This window comes from Pigmentiphaga sp. H8 (assembly GCF_003854895.1).
GTDB lineage: Bacteria > Pseudomonadota > Gammaproteobacteria > Burkholderiales > Burkholderiaceae_B > Pigmentiphaga.
Genome location: NZ_CP033966.1, coordinates 4,846,174 through 4,867,370 on the forward strand (window position 1 = coordinate 4,846,174; position 21,197 = coordinate 4,867,370).

Annotated in this window: 18 protein-coding genes; 4 read left to right on the forward strand and 14 right to left on the reverse strand. The window is 67.5% G+C overall.

Translation table 11 applies throughout. The annotated features are described in order from the left end of the window. Window positions 1–163 precede the first annotated feature (163 nt). Window positions 164–1,213, forward strand: coding sequence for a UDP-glucose 4-epimerase GalE (gene galE, locus EGT29_RS22795; RefSeq protein WP_238160176.1), 1,050 nt, complete (start codon window positions 164–166; stop codon window positions 1,211–1,213). A gap of 53 nt (window positions 1,214–1,266) precedes the next feature. Here galE and EGT29_RS22800 read toward each other — a convergent pair whose 3' ends face one another. From EGT29_RS22800 to EGT29_RS22825, 6 genes are read right to left on the reverse strand one after another with little or no spacing between them, the layout of a single operon-like run. Then, window positions 1,267–2,250, reverse strand: coding sequence for a tripartite tricarboxylate transporter substrate binding protein (locus EGT29_RS22800; protein WP_124691131.1), 984 nt, complete (start codon window positions 2,248–2,250; stop codon window positions 1,267–1,269). 36 nt (window positions 2,251–2,286) lie between these two features. Continuing rightward, the gene (locus tag EGT29_RS22805; RefSeq protein ID WP_124691132.1) at window positions 2,287–3,441 is read right to left on the reverse strand and encodes an FAD-dependent monooxygenase; all 1,155 of its coding nucleotides are present in this window, start codon (window positions 3,439–3,441) and stop codon (window positions 2,287–2,289) included. Beyond that, window positions 3,438–3,917: a thioesterase family protein gene (locus EGT29_RS22810; protein WP_124691133.1), complete on the reverse strand. Its 480-nt coding sequence runs from the start codon at window positions 3,915–3,917 to the stop codon at window positions 3,438–3,440. The genes EGT29_RS22805 and EGT29_RS22810 overlap by 4 nt, the downstream gene beginning before the upstream one ends. Next, window positions 3,914–5,614 carry an AMP-binding protein gene (locus EGT29_RS22815; protein WP_124691134.1) on the reverse strand — a complete coding sequence of 567 codons (1,701 nt, stop codon included), beginning with the start codon at window positions 5,612–5,614 and terminating at the stop codon, window positions 3,914–3,916. The genes EGT29_RS22810 and EGT29_RS22815 overlap by 4 nt, the downstream gene beginning before the upstream one ends. Before the next feature lie 22 nt (window positions 5,615–5,636). Further along, the gene (locus tag EGT29_RS22820; protein WP_124691135.1) at window positions 5,637–6,587 is read right to left on the reverse strand and encodes a VOC family protein; all 951 of its coding nucleotides are present in this window, start codon (window positions 6,585–6,587) and stop codon (window positions 5,637–5,639) included. 28 nt (window positions 6,588–6,615) lie between these two features. Further along, the gene (locus EGT29_RS22825) at window positions 6,616–7,881 is read right to left on the reverse strand and encodes an alpha/beta hydrolase (RefSeq protein ID WP_124691136.1); all 1,266 of its coding nucleotides are present in this window, start codon (window positions 7,879–7,881) and stop codon (window positions 6,616–6,618) included. Window positions 7,882–8,100: 219 nt separating this feature from the next. Between EGT29_RS22825 and EGT29_RS22830 the strand changes: the two genes are divergently transcribed. Beyond that, on the forward strand, window positions 8,101–8,826 hold the full coding sequence (locus EGT29_RS22830) for a TetR/AcrR family transcriptional regulator (RefSeq protein WP_124691137.1): 726 nt from the start codon (window positions 8,101–8,103) through the stop codon (window positions 8,824–8,826). Between the two features lie 34 nt (window positions 8,827–8,860). On the opposite strand, the gene EGT29_RS22835 is transcribed toward EGT29_RS22830, so the two are convergent. The 4 genes from EGT29_RS22835 to EGT29_RS22850 are packed head-to-tail and all read right to left on the reverse strand — an operon-like array spanning window position 8,861 to window position 12,948. Continuing rightward, the gene (locus EGT29_RS22835; RefSeq protein WP_161567920.1) at window positions 8,861–9,910 is read right to left on the reverse strand and encodes a GTP-binding protein; all 1,050 of its coding nucleotides are present in this window, start codon (window positions 9,908–9,910) and stop codon (window positions 8,861–8,863) included. A gap of 8 nt (window positions 9,911–9,918) precedes the next feature. Continuing rightward, complete coding sequence (locus tag EGT29_RS22840; protein ID WP_202865559.1) at window positions 9,919–11,175, reverse strand: LVIVD repeat-containing protein; 1,257 nt, start codon at window positions 11,173–11,175, stop codon at window positions 9,919–9,921. Window positions 11,176–11,182: 7 nt separating this feature from the next. Then, window positions 11,183–11,959, reverse strand: coding sequence for an IclR family transcriptional regulator (locus EGT29_RS22845; protein ID WP_124691139.1), 777 nt, complete (start codon window positions 11,957–11,959; stop codon window positions 11,183–11,185). A gap of 14 nt (window positions 11,960–11,973) precedes the next feature. Continuing rightward, window positions 11,974–12,948 (reverse strand): tripartite tricarboxylate transporter substrate binding protein, encoded by a 975-nt coding sequence (locus EGT29_RS22850; RefSeq protein ID WP_124691140.1) that lies wholly within the window; start codon window positions 12,946–12,948, stop codon window positions 11,974–11,976. A 321-nt stretch (window positions 12,949–13,269) separates the two neighbouring features. Between EGT29_RS22850 and EGT29_RS22855 the strand changes: the two genes are divergently transcribed. Together EGT29_RS22855 and EGT29_RS22860 are read left to right on the forward strand one after the other, a co-directional pair. Next, the gene (locus tag EGT29_RS22855) at window positions 13,270–14,166 is read left to right on the forward strand and encodes a polysaccharide deacetylase family protein (protein WP_124691141.1); all 897 of its coding nucleotides are present in this window, start codon (window positions 13,270–13,272) and stop codon (window positions 14,164–14,166) included. Further along, complete coding sequence (locus EGT29_RS22860; RefSeq protein WP_124691142.1) at window positions 14,163–15,176, forward strand: asparaginase; 1,014 nt, start codon at window positions 14,163–14,165, stop codon at window positions 15,174–15,176. The genes EGT29_RS22855 and EGT29_RS22860 overlap by 4 nt, the downstream gene beginning before the upstream one ends. Window positions 15,177–15,210: 34 nt before the next feature. Here the strand turns inward: EGT29_RS22860 and EGT29_RS22865 are convergent, their stop codons facing one another. From EGT29_RS22865 to proB, 4 genes are all read right to left on the reverse strand, one after another. After that, window positions 15,211–16,824: a glycerol-3-phosphate dehydrogenase/oxidase gene (locus tag EGT29_RS22865; protein ID WP_238160177.1), complete on the reverse strand. Its 1,614-nt coding sequence runs from the start codon at window positions 16,822–16,824 to the stop codon at window positions 15,211–15,213. After that, on the reverse strand, window positions 16,821–18,350 hold the full coding sequence (gene glpK / locus EGT29_RS22870; protein WP_124691144.1) for a glycerol kinase GlpK: 1,530 nt from the start codon (window positions 18,348–18,350) through the stop codon (window positions 16,821–16,823). The genes EGT29_RS22865 and glpK overlap by 4 nt, the downstream gene beginning before the upstream one ends. Window positions 18,351–18,477: 127 nt before the next feature. Further along, a complete protein-coding gene (locus EGT29_RS22875) occupies window positions 18,478–19,929 on the reverse strand; it encodes an MFS transporter (RefSeq protein ID WP_370282573.1) in 1,452 nt (483 codons plus the stop codon). A gap of 141 nt (window positions 19,930–20,070) precedes the next feature. Beyond that, window positions 20,071–21,195, reverse strand: a complete 1,125-nt coding sequence (proB, locus tag EGT29_RS22880) for a glutamate 5-kinase (RefSeq protein ID WP_192901772.1) — start codon at window positions 21,193–21,195, stop codon at window positions 20,071–20,073. Window positions 21,196–21,197 lie beyond the last annotated feature (2 nt).

Consider the following 21,197-nt stretch of genomic DNA (forward strand, 5'->3'; position numbering starts at 1 on the left):
GAAGACGAAGAAAAAAGCCCGACACGCAGTCGGCCGACGGCGAAGCCGCAGTTTAACCCGACCACCTCGCTCATCCACGGGAATACCCGCGCTTTTCGTTACAATACCCACGCGCCGGTCCGGTATGGTTGGCGCCATGTCATCCAGCCTTCGAGGTCACTCCTTGCAGCGAGCTTCCAGCCCGACCCTGCTCGTCACCGGCGGCGCCGGCTACATCGGGCCCCATACCCTGATCGAGCTCATCCAGGCCGGCTATCGCCCGATCGTCCTCGATGATTTTTCGAACGGTTCGGTACATGCGCTCAAGCGTGTCGAAGCATTGACCGGCCATGCTCTCGACGTCATCGAAGGAGACATCAGGAATGCGGCCACGCTGGATGCAGTATTCCACCAGGCCGCGGCACGCGGAGCCTCCGTCCAGGGGGTGGTGCACTTCGCCGGCCTGAAAGCGGTGGGCGAATCCGTCGCCGCGCCTCTGGACTACTACCAGACCAACGTCGCCGGGACGCTGACCCTGCTGCAGGCGATGGACCGGGCACAGGTCCGCACCATCGTCTTCAGTTCATCCGCAACCGTTTACGGTATTCCACGCGAACAGCCGTACACCGAAATGCATCCGATCGCGCCGGTGAATCCGTATGGCCAGACGAAAGCCATGGTGGAGCAAGTCCTGCGTGACTGGTGCGCCGCGTTTCCCGAACGACGGGCCATTTGTCTGCGGTATTTCAACCCCATCGGAGCCCATCCCAGCGGGATGCTGGGGGAAGCGCCCCAGGGCATACCCAACAATCTCTTTCCGTTCATCACCCAGGTGGCCGTTGGCAGGCGCTCGCACCTGAATATTTTCGGCAAGGACTACCCCACGGTCGATGGCACCGGAGTGCGCGACTACATCCATGTCGTGGATCTGGCCATCGGCCACGTCAAAGCCCTGGAGCACGCATGGGGAACGACCGGAGGCTTTGCTGCGGTCAACCTCGGTACCGGCCGCGGCACCAGCGTGCTGGAGCTGCTGAACACGTTCAGTGCGGTCAGCGGTCGAAACATCCCCTACGAGTTCCAGCCCCGCCGCCCCGGCGACATCGCCGAGTGCTGGGCCGACCCCTCCACCGCCGAAGCCCTGCTCGGCTGGAAGGCCACCCGCACCCTCGAAGACATGTGCGCCGACGGCTGGCGCTGGCAATCCCGGAATCCGAACGGCTACGAGCCCTGAGATGGATGGAAGCGCGCCGCTGCGGTTGGCGCGCGACCTCGGCCAATTCACGGTCAGTCCAGCGTGATATTAGCCATCTTGACGACCGACTCGAAGCGCTGGGTGTCCGCCTTGACGGCCTGGGCGAGGTCGGCGGCCGAGGCGGGCCAGGCTTCGAAGCCGAAGGTATCGAACTGTTTGCGCACGTCGGGCTCGGCCACGGCCTTGGCGACGCCGCTGTTGATGGCGTCGATGGCGGCCTTGGGAGTGCCCTTGGGCGCGAACAGGGCGACCCAGGTCTTGAGTTCGAAGTTGGCCGGGCCGCCGGCCTCCGAGACGGTGGGCACGCCGGAATACAGGGCCAGGCGCTTGGGCGCGGCCAGGGCCAGCAGTTTGACCTTCTTGGCCTGGTAGAGCTGGGCCACGGTGGCGGCGGTGCCGAAGGCCCAGTCGACTTCGCCGGTGGCGACGGCGGTGTAGAGCTGGGGCAGTTCCTTGAAGGGCACGTGGGTCATGCGGGTGCCGGTCTGGGTCTGGAACATGGAGGCGCCGATGTGGGCGACGCTGCCCAGGCCCCAGGTGCCGTAGGTCTGGTTGCCGCCCTTGGCCTTGGCGTCGGCGATGAGGTCGGCGACGTTGTTCCAGGGCGACTTGGCCGAGACGACGATGAAGAAGTTGGTGGTGTAGACGGGCGAGGCGGGCTCGAAGTCGGCGACCGGGTCGAAGGGCAGTTTCTTGTACAGGTGCGGGTGCAGGGTCATGTGGGTGTTGTCGACCACGACCAGGGACAGGCCGTCGGGCGCGGCGCGCTTGACGTCGCCGATGGCGAGCCAGCCGTTGGCGCCCGGCTTGTTCTCGACGATGAGGGGCTGGCCCCAGGCCTTGGACAGTTTTTCGCCGACCAGGCGGGTGACGGCGTCGGGGCCGCTGCCGACCGAGTAGGGCAGGACGACCCGCACGGGCTTGGAGGGATAGGCGGGTGCCTGGGCACCGGCATGGCCGGCGCTCAGGGCCAGGGCCAGGGCTAGGGCGGCGGCGCCGCGCAGGATGGTTTTCATGGTGTCTCCTCGTGTTGTGCTTCGTTGGTGTGGGGATCAGGCGGTGGCGGGCGCCGGCTGGTGGCAGGACAGGGCCTCGCACGCGGCGGCGAAATGGGGGTCGCGCTGTTTCAGGTCCTCGTGGCTGACCTGGCCGGTGCGTCGCATGTAGTCGTAGGCGAACGAGACGGGGTCGAGGTGCATCTTGTCGGCAACGTTCTCGTACCAGTCCAGGCTGCGCGCGGCGGCGTTCTGGAAGCTGGACGAGGCGGGTCGGCGCTGCGTCTCGAAAGCGGCGAAGGCGGCCTGGAGGTCGCCGGGGTGGCGCACCAGCCCCTGGTGCAGGGCGATGGCGTCCTGCATGGCCATGCGCGTGCCGGAGCCCAGCGAGAAGTGCACGGTGCGCAGCGCATCGCCCAGCAGGACGATGTTGCCGCAGGTCCAGCGTTCGTTGCGGACGATGTTGGCCTCGAACCAGAGCGAGCGGTTGGTCAGGAGTTCGTTGCCGCCCAGTTCGGGGCGGAAGACGTCGGCGCAATAGCGGCGGCTTTCGTCCTCGCTGGCTTCATGCAGGCCGGCGCGCTGCCAGGTGTCGGGGTCGACCTCGACCAGGAAGGTGCTCAGTTCGGGGCTGTACTGGTAGCTGTGGGCGATGAACACGCCGTGCGGGGTCTCGCGGAAGATGAGCGAGACCGGGTGGAAGCGCTGGCGGGTGCCGTACCAGGCGAATTTGTTGCGACGCTTCTCGAAGCTGGGCTGGAAGTGGTCGGCGAATTGCTTGCGCACGGCGCTGTTGCCGCCGTCGGCCGCCACCACCAGGTCGACCTCGCGCGCCAGCGCGGATACGTCGTCGATCCGGCGGTTGTATTCGATCTTCACGCCTTCGCGCCGGCAGGCGTCTTCCAGCACGCGAAGCATGTCGATGCGAGCGGTGCGCGAGAAGTGGTTGCCATGGACCTGGACGTGGGTGCCGCGATGGACGATTTCCATGTAGTCGCAGCGTTCGTGGTGGGCCACGAACGCCTTGAAGAACTCGGGATCGGCTTCCTGCAGGAAGGACAGGCCGACGTCCGAGAACACGACGCCCCAGCCGTAGGTGGCGCCGGCGGGATTCTGTTCGTAGACCTGGATCTGGTGGGACGGGTCGTGCTTCTTGGCCAGCAGCGAGAAGTACAGGCCGGCGGGGCCGGCTCCGATGACGGCGATTTTCATGATGCGAGGCTCCCTGCCGCCGCGGCGGCGCCGCAGGCGGTCTGGTACGAGGACAAGGCGTCGCGCAGCACGCCGGGCACGGGAATGGCCCGGCGCTCGCCGCGGGCGACGCAGATGGGGGTCAGCTTGGCGATGAAGGCGGTCTGCCCGGCGGCCGTGGTGGCGGTGATGTCGAGCGCGTAGGTGTGCTGGCGGATGGCTTCCACGGTGACGCGCATGTCGAATTCGTCGTCCGGCCACAGCGAAGCGCGGAAGTCGAAGGACAGCGCGCGGCTGGGCGTGCCGAAACCGAGTTCGTCCTTGACGCGCTGGGGCGTGGAATCGAACAGCATGCCGTAGAACAGTTCGGCGGCGGAGATGACGTATTCGCCGAAGGTCACGGTGTAGACCACGCCGGCGGGGTCGCAGTCGCCCCATTTGACGCGGCGGCGCACGACGAAGGGCGTGGTCGAGATCACGTGTTCGGTGCTGGTCATGCCGGCCTCTCCTGCTTGGGGTCCTGGCCGCCGGCACCGGCCTCGCCCGCCAGCTTCTCGGCGATCATGCGCTTGAGCGCGGGCTTGTCCAGCTTGCCCACCTTGGTCACCGGGAAGACCTCGATCACTTCGACGCGCTCCGGGCACTTGTACTTGGCCAGGCCCTGGGCGACCAGAAAGTCCGCCAGTTCCTTGACCTGCGGCGCGGCCTGTCCGGGGCGCGGCACGATGTAGATGCAGCCTTTCTCGCCATAGACGGGATCGGGCATGGCCACCAGCCGCGCCTCGGCCACGGCCGGGTGCGCGCCCACCAGGCCCTCGACTTCCTCGCAGCCGATTTTCTCGCCGCCGCGGTTGATGTTGTCGCGCAGGCGGCCTTCGAAGGCGTAGCAGGTGACACCATCCACCACATGGGCGCTCATCATGTCGCCGGTGCGATAGAAGCCGTCCGAGGTGTAGGCCTGGGCGTTCGCCTCGGGCGCGTTGAAGAAGCCCGGCAGCGTGGCGGGGCCGCGAAAGCACAGTTCGCCCATCTGGCCGGGCGCCACCGGTTTTTCCGAGTCGGGCTCCAACAGGCGCAGTTCGTCCTGCGGGCAGCCGGAGCAGCCCTGGGTCTGGAAGCGCCGGGCCTGCGGCGCGTCGGGCGGGGATCCCAGCAGCAGTCCCTCGGTGATGCCGAACAGGTTGGAGCACGGCACGCCCAGGTGCGCCTCCAGGCGGTCGGCGCGGCTCATGGTGATGAACAGACGCAGGGCCGACAGGTCGTGCCGGGCCAGGTCAGGATAGGTCATGAGCTGCGGGGCGATGGGGCCGATGGAGACGGCGCGGGTGACCCGGTGTTCCTCGATCAGTTCCAGCATGCGGACGAGGTCCAGCTTGGGCATCAGCACGGCGGACACGCCCATGGCGAACACGGGGATCAGCACGTATACCTGGGCCGCGTTGTGCAGCAGCGGCAGCGCCCACATGAAGCGGTCGTCCTCGCGCAGCTTGTACATGCCCGCGCAGGCCAGCGCATGGCCGAGGTATTCGGCGTGGAAGCGCGGGATGATCTTGGGCATTCCCGTCGTACCGCCCGAGAGCTGAAAGCTCAGCACGTCGCCCAGCCCCGGCGGCGCCTCGGCCAGGCGCTGGCGCGCGGCCTCGAGCGGCATGCCGGCGATCAGGTCGCTCAGGGCCAGGCCGCCCTCGCCCGCCGGCCCGCGGGCGACGATCAGATGGCGCAGCGTGTCGCTGCCCTCGGCCATCTTGCGGGCGAAGGCGGTCAGGTCGAAGCTGGGATGGAAATCGGCCTGCACGAAATAGGCCCGCGCCGCCGACTGCCGGATCAGTTGGCCGATCTCCAGCTCGCGATGCTGGGGCAGCGAGCAGACGGGCACGATGCCGGCCTTGTAGCAGGCCGCCAGCGCCAGCACGGTTTCCAGCGTGGTCCCCATCTGGAAGATGGCGCGGTCGCCGGGCGCAAGGCCCGTCTCCAGCAGCGCCGCCCCCAGCCGTTCCGATTGTTCGTCCAGCTCCTGGAAGCTCAGGCTGCCTTCGTCGGTGATGAACGCCGCCTTGCCGGGCAAGCGCCGCGCGGTAGCGCGCAAGGCATCGCCCACCGATGACCGCATCCACGCGCCACTGTCCAGGTAGGATGCGGCGCGCTCGGCCGGATGGTAGATGACCCCTTCTATCGGGTGCCGTATGTCTTGCATGATGGTCTCCTCCGCCTGGACTTCAGGCGGCCTCTGGAACGATGCGAGCGCAATCCCGGTCCAGCGTTTCGATGCGGCCCTGCACGCCGCCGGTGAACAGGCCATACCAGATGGCGGGCTTGAGCCCCAGCGCCTTGCGGCGGAACTCGATGGGGCCGTCGCTTTCGATGCGGTCGTAGTCGCCCAGGGTGTCGACGCGGCAGTCGCCGCGGCCGCGCGCATCGTCTACGAGGGCGGCGAACTCGCGCACGCGGGGCACGAAGATGCGCACCGCCGGAGATACCTGCGCCTGGCCGGGCCGCACGTGTTCTGCGACCAGCCGGGCCTTGCGCGACCAGATCTCGGCGATGTCCGACACGCGCCGCTGTCCGGCCCGGGCCTCGTCCTCGGCTTCGAGCGCGGCCTGCAGCGTCAGTTGTCCGTCCAGGGCATCCACCTGGGTCAACGGGCGAAGCTTGCGGGTGAACTCGATGAAGTAGCCATTCGGATCGCGCACGTAGATCGACTCGATCACTTCGTGCGTGGTTTCGACCGACACCTGCAGGCCGGCGTCCTCCAGCTTCTTCTTCCAGGCCCGCAGTTCGTCCTGCCCTTCGACCAGCCATGCGGTGTGGGTGGCGTCGAACACGTGGTCGTCGGGCACGGGCGCCATGGGCGGCCGATCGCGCATGGCCACGGGCGGCTCCGAGCCCAGGTAATAGAAGAAGGCGATGGTGCTGCCGTTTCCACTGTCGAAGAAGAAATGCAGGAAGTCCGGATGCGTGGCCGGCCCCCAGCCGCGCGCCGAGATCACATGGATCAGGGGCAGGCCCAGAATGTCCCGGTAGAACGCCACGGTCTCGCGCAGCTTCCAGGTGGGCCGCGCCGTGTGATCGACGCCCCGCAACGCGAGCCCGTGGGCGGACGGCGCCCCGGGCGCGGCTTCGGTCGTCTTGCCTGCCGGCGTGGCGCTGGCGTTCAGGCTGGTGCTCATGTCGTTTCCCCTTGCATATGGATGGTGGTCAGCGCGCGAAGCGCTCGCGCAGCCAGGCGGCCAGTTGGCGGCCGGCCTCGTAGCGGCCCGGCTCCTCGCCCTCGGCCAGCGCGCGGCCATGGTGGTCGCCGCGCACCCGCAGGTGGCGCTTGTCGGCCGTGGCCAGGGCATCGTGGATGGCGCGCACGTCGCCCGGGAAGCAGGCCTGGTCGCCCGTGTATTCGATGATCAGGGTGGGCTGGACGATGGCGTCCGCGGCGGCCGCCAGGCTGGCGTTGGACGACAGGCCGGACCAGGTCGACAGCCAGCTCTCGGGCGTGCAGAAGCGCGCGAAACCGACGGCGCCGTAGTTCGAGGCATAGGGATCGCGGCCCCACAGCGAACCGGAATGCCGGTCCGACGGATCCAGGCTGAGGTCCAGGCAGCGCAGGTCGGCATCCGTGCGCCAGACCGTCATCACGGGTGTATGGGCGGCCACGCGGCGCTCGGCCTGGGAAGCGTCCTCGCGGCCCTTGAGCGCCTTGCGCGCGCCCAGCCGCTGCGCGATCGACTGCCGCGCCAGCGCGTCCAGCCGCTCGACCCGGTCGCGCTGCGCCTGCCGGTAGCGCGCGACGAACCCGGGCACATAGCGCGCCTGGCCGCCGGGGCGGTAGCCGTTGTCGGGATTCAGCGGATCCAGGGTCGGGTCGACCGACAGCGCGTCCCCTTCGTCCAGTACCGAGGGATCGATGCAATTCATCAGCAGCGCGCCCTGCCCCGGATGCGGTCCCACCAGCACCAGGCCCTGGACCTGGGGCATGTCGAGCCCGGCCAGGCCGGAAGGCTTGCCGCCCGGCGTGCGGGCGATGCGCTCGGCGGCCGGCAGCGACGACTGCTGGGCGTAGAAGGAATACAGGCCCGCGCCGCCCGAATTGCCCAGCAGCACGATGTGCTCGAACCCCTGCCCGCGCAGGAAGGCCAGGCCGGCCGCCACGTCGTGCAGCGCGGTCTCGTGCTCCAGGCGCAGGTCGTTGCCGACCGAACGCGCGCCTTGCGACCAGGCCGCATAGCCGGCGCCGACGATGTCGGGAATGAGGTAGTGGCAGGCCATGAATTCGCGCGGGTGCATCACGCACACGACGGTCCGGGGCCGGGGGCCCGCCGGCAGGTAGAGCGAGCCCGTGGTGGCGGCGTCGTCATCGGTGCGCAGGACGACGTTGCGGGTGGAGGCGCCGGCCGGAAGATCGCGGGGGTTCCAGTCGGTGTTCAAGAAGCCTGCGGTGACGTGCTGGGGGGCGTTGGCGCCGGTGCTCACGATGGGTCTCCTGATGACGCGGACGGCTGATGCAACCGTCTTTTGTCACATTCGACTACTTTTTGACTTAACTGTCAATATACGTAGAAATTCCGACAGAAGTGTCAAAAAAACTCGCCGACGCGCCCCTTTTCCCTGGGAAGACGGGGTTTCGACATGCCATAATCGGCTCCTGGGCCGGCACCCGTTCCTGCCCCATATCCTGGAAAGTCCCTATCCGTGAACGAGCTTCCCACCAAGGCAACGATGAAAGGGGAAGTCCTGCGCGGCGCCATCCTGGACGCCGCGGCCAAGCTCTTCATCGAACGCGGCACGGGCGGCACCAGCATGCAGGACATCGCCGAATCGCTGGGCCTGAGCCGTACCGCCGTCTACTACTATTTCAAGAACAAGGACGCGATCCTGCGGGCGCTGACCGAGGAAATCCTGACCTCGGCCCGGGAACTGGCCAACGCCGCCGTCTCCCGCCAGGACCGCGATCCAGCCGAGGCGCTGCGGGAGCTGGTCACCGACTACGCCAATCTCATCCTGTCGCGCCCGGCCGAGTTCCGCGTGGCCGACCGCAACGAGTCGGACCTCACGCAGCGCCAGCGCGCCTCGATGCATACGGCGCGCCGCAGCGTGCTGGCGGACTTCAGCGGCATCATCGAGCGCGGCATCCAGCTCGGCCATTTCCGCATGGCCGACCCGCATGTCGCGGCCTTCGGGCTGATCGGCATGTGCAACTGGACCGCGTGGTGGTTCAAGCCCAGCGGGCGCCTGGGCCAGCAGGAAGTGGCCGAGGCCATCGCCGACATGGCCATCCATGCCCTGCGCCGCGACGAATCGCGCCGGGCGCGGGTGCCCGACGTCAAGGAGTCCCTGCGGCTGCTGCGCGAGGACCTGGCTTACCTGGAGAAGCTGGTGGTGCCCGAGGATGACGCCTCCTCGGGCCAGCGCAAGTAGGCCTGCGCCATGAAGCCCTCAGAGCCCCACTCGTTCACCGCACATTACGCACCAGCGCCTGAGCCGCGTTGAACACCGCCTCCACCACTGTCGGTTCGACTGCCCGCATGATAAAGACGAGGCGCGACTGCCGGTTTTCGTCGGGCCACCGATCCAGCGGTACGGCGGGATGGAATATGTGCTGGACACATTGGACGACAACGGGATCCCCCTCGACATTGAGGATTCCTTTCATGCGCAGCATGTCCGGGCCGCGTAGCGCGGTGAGCATTTCCATGGCGCCTGTGATGGCAGGCCATGTGAAGGGCTCGTCGAACCGCAGCGACATCGTGCGGATGTCCTGCAGGTGGGGGCGCAGCGGCTTGTCTTCGGCGTCGTCCTGGTCGTCGGGCGCATCAAGCGCCGCGCCCAGGAAACTCAATGCCTGGGCGGACAGGCGGGTGCTGGCCAGTCCCAGTCCCGTAAGCTGCGCAGGCTCCACTTGCCCATGCTGGACGCGCAGCACGGCGGCGCTGGCATTGACGGCTTGCAGCGCCCGTTCCAGCGAGGCGGTGTCGTCCGGCGCCGCGAGATCGGTCTTGGTAAGCAAGATGCGGTCGGCCAGTGCGACTTGCTTGACCGCCTGGGGGAACTCCTCCAGTTGCTGCCCGCCATTGACCGCGTCGACCAATGTGATGATGCCGTCCAGCCGGAAGTGGGCGGCCAGCATCGTATCGCTAAGCAGCGTCTGCACGACGGGCGCGGGGTCGGCCAGGCCGGTGGTTTCGACCATGACGCGGTCAAAGTCTGGAATGGCGCCGGCCCGGCGTTGTCCGAAAAGTTCGCGCAGGGTTTCCTGCAGGTCGGTCCGGACGGTGCAGCAAATGCAGCCGTTGGCGAGCACGGATACGTTCTCGGACGAGAACGAGACGAGATCGTGGTCGATGCCGATTTCGCCGATTTCGTTGATGACGACCGCCGCGTTCCTCATTGACGGATGCGTGAGCATCCGCGCGAGCATCGTGGTCTTGCCGCTGCCAAGGAAACCCGTTACCAGGGTCAGGGGAAAGCGGCCCGCCATCGGATCGGACGAGCCTGGATTCATGGGAGAGCTCATCCGATGTTCATTTCAAGAATATAAAGACCGCCGCAGAATCGATCGACGGTATAGACGATGCGGCGGTCGTCGACGTAGACGTCGTTGAGCTGAATCGCGCCGACGGGCGACAGCGCCGGCGCAGCCGGGACGTAGTAGGCCAGCTCCTGAACTTGCCAGGGGTTGCTGGTGTCGTAGACGCGTACGCCGGCGTTGAAGAAGGTGCCGATGATGATGTGGTCCGAGCGGAACGAGCAGGGCGCCGGCAGGTTCTCGTGCAGATTGTGGGCGCCGAAGCGGCCGCCCCGTCGCGCGAAGGCCTCGACCGGAGGCGCTGGGAAGGTGCCGATCGGGACCGGGTTGCCTTCGTTGCGGGCATCCACGACCCAGACGAGCTTGGGCCAGTCCGCGCCATTGTCCTGGACGCATTCGTCGCTCACGATCCACAGATCGCGGCTGAAAAGCGGCAGCACCGTATGGGTGAAGCCGTTGAAAGGCGGCGAGTGGTTCCAGCTCGAAACGGCACGGGGGGCGCTCATGTCGGAGATGTCGAGCACGATAGAGCCGCCGTCGATATAGCCGATGTAGGCGCGGTCGGGGCGTTCGGGAAAGACGTTGGTGTTGTGCACGCGAAAGCCTGTGTCGAACTGCTTTGGCAGGCGGGCCGGGGGCTCGGCGGCGTCGCCGGCACGGGTGCCCGGCAGCCACCAGCGGCCGGCTTCCACCGGGCGCGAAGGCTCGCGCACGTCGATGATGCGGTAGAACTGATCGTCCAGCGGATTGCGCGGCTCGAAGTCGGGCGCGCCGGAGGCCAGGTGGACGAACTGCCCGTCGACGAACCACAACGCATGCACGCCGCGCGAATGCGGCCCCGAGCAGTCGAAATGCGAGACCAGGCGGGGCGACTCCGGCTTGCTAATGTCGAACAGATCGAAGCCGGCGGGTTTCATGCCCGGTGACTGTGTCTGGTAGGCCACGGCCATGAGGTCGCCGCTGATTTCCAGCGAGTTCGAACGTACCTTCATGTGCGGAAGTTCGGTCTGGACGATCACGTACGGTGCGCGCGGGTCGGTCACGTCGACGCCGGTGAAGTTCTTCGGCGCGGCCTCGTGCGCCAGCCATAGGATGCGTCGGCCGTCGGCGCATTGTTGCATGGCGATGCCTTCGCCCAGGCCGCCATAGCCTTGCAGCTCATGATGGGCAAGTAACGTCATGTTGCGGGCCATGGACTTGTCGGCGCGCGCGGCGAGGTTGGGTGTAGGGTAGCGGTTCATGTGTCGATCATTGGCGCAACAGGCGCGTGACTTCTCGGGCTGCGGTTTTCAGTTTTGGAAGAATGCCGCGGATGCGTTCATCGGTCATGCGCGCTTGCGTGGTAGCGACGGCAAGGGCCGCTATAGGGCTGCCCGCGGCGTTGTAGATAGGCAGGCCGATGGCGCGCACGCCAGGCGCCGCGTGATTGCCCGTGACAGCGTATCCGGAAAGACGGGCCTGGCCGACCAGTTCCAGCAGTTCGTCCGCGTCGAGATCGCCATAGGCGCCCAGTCGCGGGGCGACGGCCTGGATGACCGTTTCGATCTCGTCTTCCGGCAGCGCTGCGAGCAGCGCCAGTCCTCCGGCGCTCACGCCGAGCGGCTGGCGGCTGCCCAGCGGCACCGACGGCGTCTGAATCGGGTAGGGGCCCTGGGTGCGGGATATGCAGACGGCGTCATAGCCGCTGCGCAGGAACAGGAAGGTCGTGTCGCCTGTCTGCTCCGCCAGCCAGTCGCACACTGGCTGGCACACTTCCTTCAGATTGAACTGGTGCGTTGCAGAAATACCCAGTTCGAACAGTAGCGGCCCGAGGGTATAGCGGCGCGACCGGTCGTCCTGTTGCAACAGTCCTTCGATCGTCAGCGCTTTGAGCAGCCGGTGCGCGGTCGGCCGCTGCAGGGCCAGTTCTCGAGCGACGTCCACCAGGCGTACGCCTTCTGGCGCTTGAGCCGCCACGATCTGCAAAGCCCGGACCGCGCGGCTGACGGTCTGGGCGCCATGCACATCGATGGTCGTCGTGGCCATGGGTCTGGCTTTCTTCAATCCAACGTGACGCTGGCGAGCTTGACTGCCTGCGCCATGGCTGCGGCCTGCGATTTCAACAGCCTGTCGAACTCCGCGGGCGTGCTGGCCAAGGCGTCGGCGCCGGCATTGACCAGGGTCTGCTTCATCTCCGGCGATTCGAGCGCTTTTCTGACTTCCTCGTTCAAGCGGGAAACGACGGCGAGCGGCATGCCCTTGGGACCGATCAGGCCGCTATATAAGACGATTTCCAAGGGTATGCCCTGTTCCTTGAAGGTAGGTACATCGGGCATCGCGGCCACCCGCTTGGCCGTTGTTACCGCCAGCGCATGGATTTTTCCTGCTTTCGCCTGGGCGACGGCGGGCGGCATGCTCAAGAAGCTATAGGTCACTTCTCCGGCTACCACGGCTTGCACCGAAGGCGCGCCTCCCTTGTATGGCACGTGCAGAGAATCGATGCCCATGGCTTGTTTGAAGGACTCGCCAGCGAGATGCATGATGGTGCCATTGCCCGAGGAGGCGTAGCTTACTTGGCTTTGTTTTTTCTTGGCTAGTTCGACGAGCGACTTGACGTCGCCGGCCCTGGAGCCAAGGCTGGAAACCATCATCAGCGGCGTCGACGCGACGAGGCTGATCAGGCTGAAGTCGTTCAGCGCATCGAACGGCAAACGCTTATAGGCCTCGGCATTGATCGCATGCGTCGTCATATCCTGGAACAACAGGGTGTAGCCGTCCGGCGCGGCCTTGGCGACGTAGGCCGAGGCGATGGTGGTGCCGGCGCCGGGCCGGTTTTCCACGATGACGCTCTGGCCCATCTGAACCGACAGCCGCGCCGCAAGCGCCCGGGCCAGCACGTCGGAAATGCCGCCGGGCGGAAAGCCGGTGACGATGGTGACGGGCCTAACCGGGTACGGTTGGGTTTCCGCGGAAGCAGGAGCGAGGGGGATCGCGCAGAGCAGCGAGCAGGCAAGCGAAATAGTGGCTATTTTCATGGTTATGAACCAGGGCGGTGGATGGGTCGCCCGTCAGGGCGGAATAGTCCAGACCACTCTATAAGTCGGCAATTTTCACCGTCAACACATTCGTCTAATGTTTCTCTATTTGGAACTTAAGACATGCATGACGGTGCGCCGCGCACCAACGCCGGCCATGGCATGCGGGTTCCAGATCACTGTTGGTGCGGCTCGGCGGCGCGCCCGACCCAGTCGTCCAGATGTGTCCAATATATGGAACTCCAGGCGGCCGGCGTTGACCTTGGCGGACGGGCTGAAGATCATGCAGGGTCTCAGTGACTTCCCCTACCAAAGCGCATCATGACCCAACCCATCGGCTCGAGCGTCCTGGCTCGCGCACCCTATCAGTCCATCGTGCGTCGTCCCCGCCTGACCTTGCCGGGCGACGCGCGGGTCGTCCTGTGGAACATTGTCAACGTCGAAGTCTGGGAGCCGACAGCAGCCATGCCGCGGGCGGTGCTCTCTCCCCCCATGGGCGCGCCCATGCTGCCGGATGTTCCCAATTGGGCCTGGCATGAATACGGCATGCGGGTGGGCTTCTGGAGGATCCTCGATGCTTTGCGCGCGCGTTCGATGCCGGCCAGCTTTGCGCTCAACGGCGCGGCAATCCCCCGTTACGAGGAAGTCTGCACCGCGGCGCGGGACGCAGGCTGGGAATTCATGGGCCACGGCCTCGTGCAGCGCCCGATGCATAAGGTCGAGGACCAGCGTGCCGCCATACGGGAAACCATCGATGAGATCCAGCGCTTTACCGGCAAGGCGCCACGCGGCTGGGAGAGCCCGGGCCTGACTGAAACCGACGACACTGTCGACTATCTGGCCGAGTGCGGCATCGAGTACGTCGCGGACTGGGTCCTGGACGACCAGCCCGTCCGCTTGCGCTCCTCCAAGGGGTCGATGACGTCGATTCCTTATACCGTGGAACTCAACGATGTGGTGATTTCAGCTGTGCAGCAGCATCCGTCCGACGAAATGCTGCGCCGGGGCAAGGCACACTTCGATCGTTTGTACCAGGACAGCGCAGATACGCCGCGAATCATGGCGATCTCTGTTCATCCCTATCTGAGCGGCGTACCGCATCGCATTGGGTATCTGGAACAGCTCTACGACCACGTGCTGTCCCACGAAGGAGTCCTGGTATGGACCGGTGAGCAGATCCTGGATTGGTTCAATGCGCAGCAGCCGGAGAGAAAATGACCTTGCCGCGTGTGCTGGTGGTGACCCTGGGCGGCACCATTACCATGACTGCGGACGATGGCGGCGGCATTCGTCCGACGCTCGATGGAACGCAGTTGGTGAAGGCCGTGCCGCAGTTGGAGCAAGTGGCCCGGATCGAGGTGGCGACGCCTTTCATGTTGCCGGGTGCGTCGCTGACCCTGGGGCATTTGTGGCAGGTCGCCCAGTTGTTGCGGCAGAGACTGCGCTCCGGCGAGTTCGCTGGCGCCGTACTGGTGCAGGGCACGGACACAATCGAAGATACGGCCTTTGTCATGGACGTCCTGCTCGACTTGGAACGGCCCGTCGTCGTAACCGGCGCCATGCGCGGCGCGCAGGCGCCCGGCGCGGATGGCCCCGCCAATCTGCTCGCAGCCGTTACCGTCGCGGCAAGCGCGGATGCCGCACGTTGTGGCGTACTGGTGGTTTTGAACGACGAAATTCATGCCGCCCGCCTGGCCCGGAAATCGCACACTGCGCTGCCCAGCGCCTTCACGTCGCCCGGCGCTGGCGCCTTGGGACTCGTGGCCGAAGGGCAGGCGCGGATAGGGTGCCGGCCGGTCCGCAATCGTGTCGAGTCGGTTCTGGCCCGGATGGCGGATCCGGCCGAGCCCGAATGGGTGCCCGTGGCGCAGCTATCCGTAGGGCTGGATGAAGACGCGCGTATTGCCGCGACCTTGGAAGACCTGGGTTATGGCGGAGCGGTTGTCGAAGCCATGGGCGCCGGACACGTGCCGGCAAAGGCTGTCGAGGCGTTGGCCTCGCTTGCCGGCCAGATGCCGGTCGTGCTGGCAACCAGAGTGCCGGCGGGAAGAGGATTCACGCGGACCTATGGGTTCGCCGGATCAGAAACCGATCTGCTCGCCCGCGGGTTGTTGCCAGCAGGAAGCTTGTCTGCAAGCAAGGCCCGCCTGCTGTTGTCGCTGTTGCTGGCTACAGGCGCCATAGCCGACGACATCCAGGCCGTGTTCGGGGCGCGGTTCTTCCCGTAGCGTGCTTGACTCGCTTAAGCGCTTGGGATCTGGCCTACCTGGAGAAACTGGTGCTACCCGAGGATGACACCTCCTCGGGCCAGCGCAAGTAGGCCTCGGCCAGCCCGCAAAAGACCTCGACGCACGGATCCGCGCCGGTTTCCTCCCTCAGCAGGCGCCCGACCTCGGCCGCCACCGCGCGCGCCAGCCGGGCATCGAGGAACAGCAGGCGCGAGCGGCGCGCCAGCACGTCCTCCACGGTGCGGGCGTATTCGTGGCGCGCGGCGAACCGCACCATGGCTTCGGTCAGCCCGCCGCCCAGGTCTCGTTGGGCGCCGTGCAACGCCAGCACCGCCTCCTGCTCGCTGCCATATCCCCGGATGTCGGGCATGTCGGCAACACGGTGCCGCCCCGGCGCGGCACCCACCAGCGGCCAGTCGGCGGTCGCGCTCGATTTCGCGGTCTTCAGCAGCCCCGCCGCGATGCATGCGTCGAGCGTATCCTCGGCCATGGCGCGGTACGTCGTCCATTTGCCGCCCGCCACCGTGACCAGCCCGTCGCCGTCGATCCGCACCTGGTGCTCGCGGCTGATGTTCTTAGTGCTGACGAAGCCGCCCGGACGCACGAGCGGGCGCAATCCCGCCCAGGCACTAGAGATGTCGTCGATGCCCGGCGCGCGGGCCAGGTAGCGTCCCGCCTCGCCGAGCAGGAAGGCCACTTCGGTCGACAGCGGTCGCGGTTCAAGCACGACGCGGGGACGCGGCGTGTCGGTGGTGCCGATGACGGTCCTGCCCATCCATGGCAGCGCGAACAGCACACGTCCGTCGCGCGTGCGTGGAATCAGCACGGCGCGATCACCTGGCAGGAACGTGCGGGGCACGACGATGTGCGCGCCCTGGCTGAAGGTGACGGTCGGCTCGGCCTGCGGCGTCTCGCGCCCGAGGCCGCGCACCGCGTCCACCCAGATGCCCGCCGCGTTCACCACGCATTTCGCGCGTATCCCGTATGACCGCCCGGTTTCGGCATCCTCGCAGCGCAGCCCGGCCACCTTGCCGCCTTCCCGGATGAAGTCCACGGCGGCGCAATAATTGAGCAGCAGCGCGCCCGCCTGCGCGGCCGTGCGCGCCAATGCGATCGCCATCCGCGCATCGTCGAACTGCCCGTCCCAATATTCGATCCCGCCGCGCAGCCCTTGCGCCCGCAGCGCCGGCTGTCGCGCCAAGGTTGCGCGCGCGTCGAGCCATCGGGTACGGCCGAGCCCGGCCTTGCCGGCCAGGGCATCGTACAGGACCAGTCCTGTCCCGTAGAACGGCCTCTCACCCAGGCGATAGGCGGGCACGACAAAAGGTAACGGCTGGGCCAGGTGCGGGGCGTTGCGCAGAAGGATTTGTCTCTCCCGCAGGGCCTCCCGCACCAGCGGGAGGTTGCCCTGGGCGAGATAGCGCACGCCGCCGTGGATGAGTTTGGTGGCGCGGGAGGACGTTCCCTTGGCGAAGTCGTGGGCCTCGACCAGCACCACGCGCAGGCCCCGCGTGGCCGCATCCAGCGCCACGCCCAGGCCGGTGGCGCCGCCGCCGATCACCGCCACGTCGTAACCCCCGGGTTCGGCCAGCCGGGCCAGCAATCCGGCCCGGTCGGTGCGCAGCGGCGCCTGCGTGGACGCGGTCAAGTCCGGGCCCAGGCGCGCGAACGCGCGACGGCCTCGCGCCAGCGTTCGACCTTGGCGCGGCGGGCGGTCTCGGACATCGAGGGCTCGAAGCGCCGGTCCAGCGCCCATTGCGCGGCGATCTCGGCCCCGTCGGCCCAGAACCCCGTAGCCAGGCCCGCGAGGTAGGCCGCGCCCAGCGCCGTGGTCTCGGTAACCTGGGGCCGCACCACCGGCACGCCCAGGAAATCGGCCTGCATCTGCATCAGCAAGTCGTTGCCGCAGGCGCCGCCGTCCACTCTCAGTTCCCGGATGGCCAGGCTGGAATCTCCCATCATCGCGGTCAGCGCGTCGGTGGCCTGCAATGCGATCGACTCCAGCGCCGCGCGGGCGATGTGGCCGCGGGTCGTGCCACGCGTCAGGCCGATCAGCGTGCCGCGCGCGTAGGCGTCCCAGTCTGGCGCCCCCAGCCCGGTAAAGGCCGGCACCAGATAGACGTCGCCCGAATCGGCCACGCTGGCGGCCAGCGGCTCGACCTCGGGTGCGCTGGCGATCATCTTCAGGCCGTCGCGCAGCCACTGGATGGTGGCGCCCGCCATGAAGACCGACGCTTCCAGGCAGTAGGCGGTGCGCGTCGTCGGCTCGGCCGCGGCCGGCCCCTGCCAGCCGACCGTGGCCACCAGCTTGTTCTGGCTGGGCATGGGCTGGGTGCCCGTGTTCATCAGCATGAAGCAGCCGGTGCCATAGGTGTTCTTGACCATGCCGGGCTCGAAGCAGGCCTGCCCGAACGTGGCCGCCTGCTGGTCGCCCGCCACGCCGGCGATCGGCACGGCCGCGCCGAACAGGTCGGGGTCGGTCTCGCCCAGCACCGCGCACGACGGCACCACGGCGGGCAGCACGCTGGCGGGGATATCGAACAGGTCCAGCAGTTCCTCGTCCCAGGCCATGCGATGGATGTCGAACAGCAGCGTGCGCGAGGCATTGCTGGCATCGGTCGCGTGCACGCGGCCATTGGTCAGCTTCCAGATCAGCCAGGCATCGACGGTGCCGAACGCCAGTTCGCCGTTGCGCGCGCGCTGCCGCGCCCCGGGCACATGGTCCAGCAGCCATTGCAGCTTGGTGGCGGAAAAATAGGCGTCCAGCACCAGCCCGGTCTTGCGCTGGATCAGCGCCTCCTGCCCCTCCCGGCGCAGCTGGTCACAGCGCTCGGCCGTGCGGCGGTCCTGCCAGACGATGGCGCGGGCCACGGGCTTGCCGGTGACACGGTCCCACAGCACCGTGGTCTCGCGCTGGTTGGTGATGCCGATCGCGATGGCGGGCGCGCGCGAATAGCCGTTGCCCACCAGCGAGGTGGGCGCCCGTGCCAGGCAGGCCCGCGCCACGGCCAATTGCGACTCCCAGATGTCTTCGGGATCGTGTTCGACCCAACCCGGGCGGGGAAACAACTGGGGGAATTCCTTCTGGGCGACGGCGACGATCTGCCCGGCATGGTCGATCAGCAGGGCGCGCGAGCTGGTCGTGCCCTGGTCCAGCGAAAGGATGTAGCGCATACGGAGGAGACCTGGTGAAACCTGCGTTGCGTGGACGCGTCGGTCAAGACGCAGGCAGATGGTAGCGCGAGCGCCGCCCGCACGCACCTGACCCCGACCGGGCCACGCACCAGCTATCCAGGCGTAGCTACGCCGTCGACGCGGAATCGCCCGCCCGCGCGGCCGCGGGCGGGCGCAGCAGCATCGCGCACAGGACCGCGGCCACCGCGCCGCACGCGGCGCCCAGGGCGAAGGCCATCTGGTAGCCGCCGTTCAGCGCGGCAACCTGGGCGGCGCCCCGCTCCAGCAGGAAGTTCGTCCGCGCCGCCGCCAGGCTGGCCAGCACGGCCAGGCCCAGCGCGCCTCCCATCATGAACGAGGTATTCACCACGCCCGAGGCCAGGCCGGCATCGCGGGGATCCACGTCGTTCATGGCCGCCAGCAGCATGGGGTTGAATGCGACGCCCGCGCCCAGGCCGAGCAGCGACATGGCCGGCAGCACGTCGATCAGGAAGTCGCCCTGGATCGGTGCCCGCGCGAACAGCGCCAGTCCGACCGACGCCACCGCCAGCCCGCAGGCCAGCGGCGCGCGGATGCCGAAGCGCATCACCAGCCGGGCCGACAGGCCGAGCGAGAACACCGCCATGATGACGTTGGCCGGCAGGAAGGCCAGCCCCACCTGCATGGGGCTGTAGCCCAGCACCACCTGCAGGTACAGCGCGGAAATGAAGAAGGCGGCGAACATGGCGGCGGCCCACAGCACGCCCGCCGCGTTGGCCGTGGCCACGTTGCGCAGCCGGAACAGCCCCAGGGGCATCAGCGGCGCGCGCACCCGCGACTCGATGGCCAGGAAGGCCGCCAGCAGCACGGCGGCGGCGCCCAGCAGGCCCAGCGTATGGAACGAGGTCCAGCCGCGTTCGTTGCCGTTGACCACGGCATACACGGCCAGCATCAGCGAGGCGGTGATCGCCGCCGCGCCGGCCATATCCAGCCGCTCGCCCGGCTGCCCACCCTTGGCCGGCAGCAGCGCCATGCACAATCCATAGACGGCCGCGCCTATGGGCAGGTTGACCAGGAAGATCCAATGCCAGCTGAGCACGCTGGCCAGGAAGCCGCCCAGCAGCACGCCTATGCTGCCGCCTCCCGCGCACACGAAGCCGTAGACGCCCATGGCCTTGGCGCGATCTTCCTGCTCGGGAAACAGCATCATGATCAGCGACAGCGACACCGCCGAAACCACCGCGCCGCCCAGGCCCTGCACCGCGCGCGCCGCCACCAGCATGGCCTGGGACTGGGCCAGCCCGCAGGCCAGCGAGGCCACGGTGAACAGCGCGATGCCGGCCACGAACAGCCGCCGGTGCCCGTACAGATCGCCCAGCCGCCCGCCCAGCAGCAGGAAGCCGCCGAAGGTCAGCATGTAGGCGTTGACCACCCAGACCAGCGCGGTCTCGGAAAATTTCAGGTCGTCGCGGATCGAGGGCAGCGCCACGTTGACGATGGTCGTGTCGAGCACGATCATCAGCACGCCCAGGCACAGCACCATCAAGGCCAGCCAGCGTTTGCGGCGGTCGAGGTCGGCATTCACGGATGAGCTCCTCATGCCGGCGCGCGGCATGGCAGGATGGAAGGAACGGAAACAGTAAATGTGTACAGCGTACACAAAATAACAGGAAGACAGGCCCGGCGTCCATCGCCGCATCCTCCCGACCTGTTTCTTATTGTCGAACCGCCGGCATCGCGCTTAGCGGATGACCATGTTGTCCCGATGCATGAGCTCGGGCTCTTCCATGCTGCCCAGCAGCGCCTCGATCCGGCTCGAGGGCTGGCGCATGATGCGGCGGGTGGCGCTGGAGGAATAATTGATCAGACCACGCGCCAGCTCCCTGCCGGAAGCGTCCACGCAGGCCACGACGTCGCCGCGCTCGAACTCGCCCTCGACCGCCGTCACGCCTATGGACAGCAGGCTCTTGTGGTCGCGTGTCAGCGCCAGGGCGGCGCCCTCGTCGACGGTGACGCGGCCGCGCAGTTGCAGATGATCGGCGATCCACTGCTTGCGCGCCGACAACAGCGGCAGCGAGGCGCGCAGCTCGGTCCCTATGCAGGTTCCCCCGGCCAGCCGCACCAGCACGTCGGGCTCACGGCCCGACGCGATCACGGTATGCGCGCCGCTGCCCGCCGCCCGCTTGGCGGCCAGGATCTTGGTCAGCATCCCGCCCTTGCCCAGGCTGCTGCCCGCGCCGCCGGCCATGGACTCCAGCTCCGATTCGCCCGCGCGCGCGTGCGACACGAACTTCGCGTCGGGATTCCGGCGCGGATCGGCCGAATACAGGCCGGCCTGGTCGGTCAGGATGACCAGCGCATCGGCCTCGATGAGGTTGGTCACCAGCGCGCCCAGGGTATCGTTGTCGCCGAACTTGATCTCGTCGGTGACCACCGTGTCGTTTTCGTTGATGATGGGCACGACACCCAGTCGCAGCAGCGTGAACAGCGTCGACCGCGCGTTCAGGTAGCGCGTGCGGTCCGACAGGTCTTCATGGGTAAGCAGGATCTGCGCGGTATGCAGCGCATGTTCGGCGAACACGCTTTCGTAGGCCTGCGCCAGGCCCATCTGGCCGACCGCGGCGGCCGCCTGCAATTCGGGCACCAGCGTGGGCCGCTTGTCCCAGCCCAGGCGCAGCATGCCTTCCGCGATGGCGCCGCTGGACACGAGGACGACCTCCTTGCCCAGCGCGCGCAGGTGCGCGATCTGCCCGGCCCAGCGCAGCAGCGCGCTCCGGTCCAGGCCCCGTCCCTCGTCGGTGACCAGCGAGGAGCCTACTTTGATCACGAGCCGCCGGGCGGCGGCGATCACGGAAGTGCTATTCATCG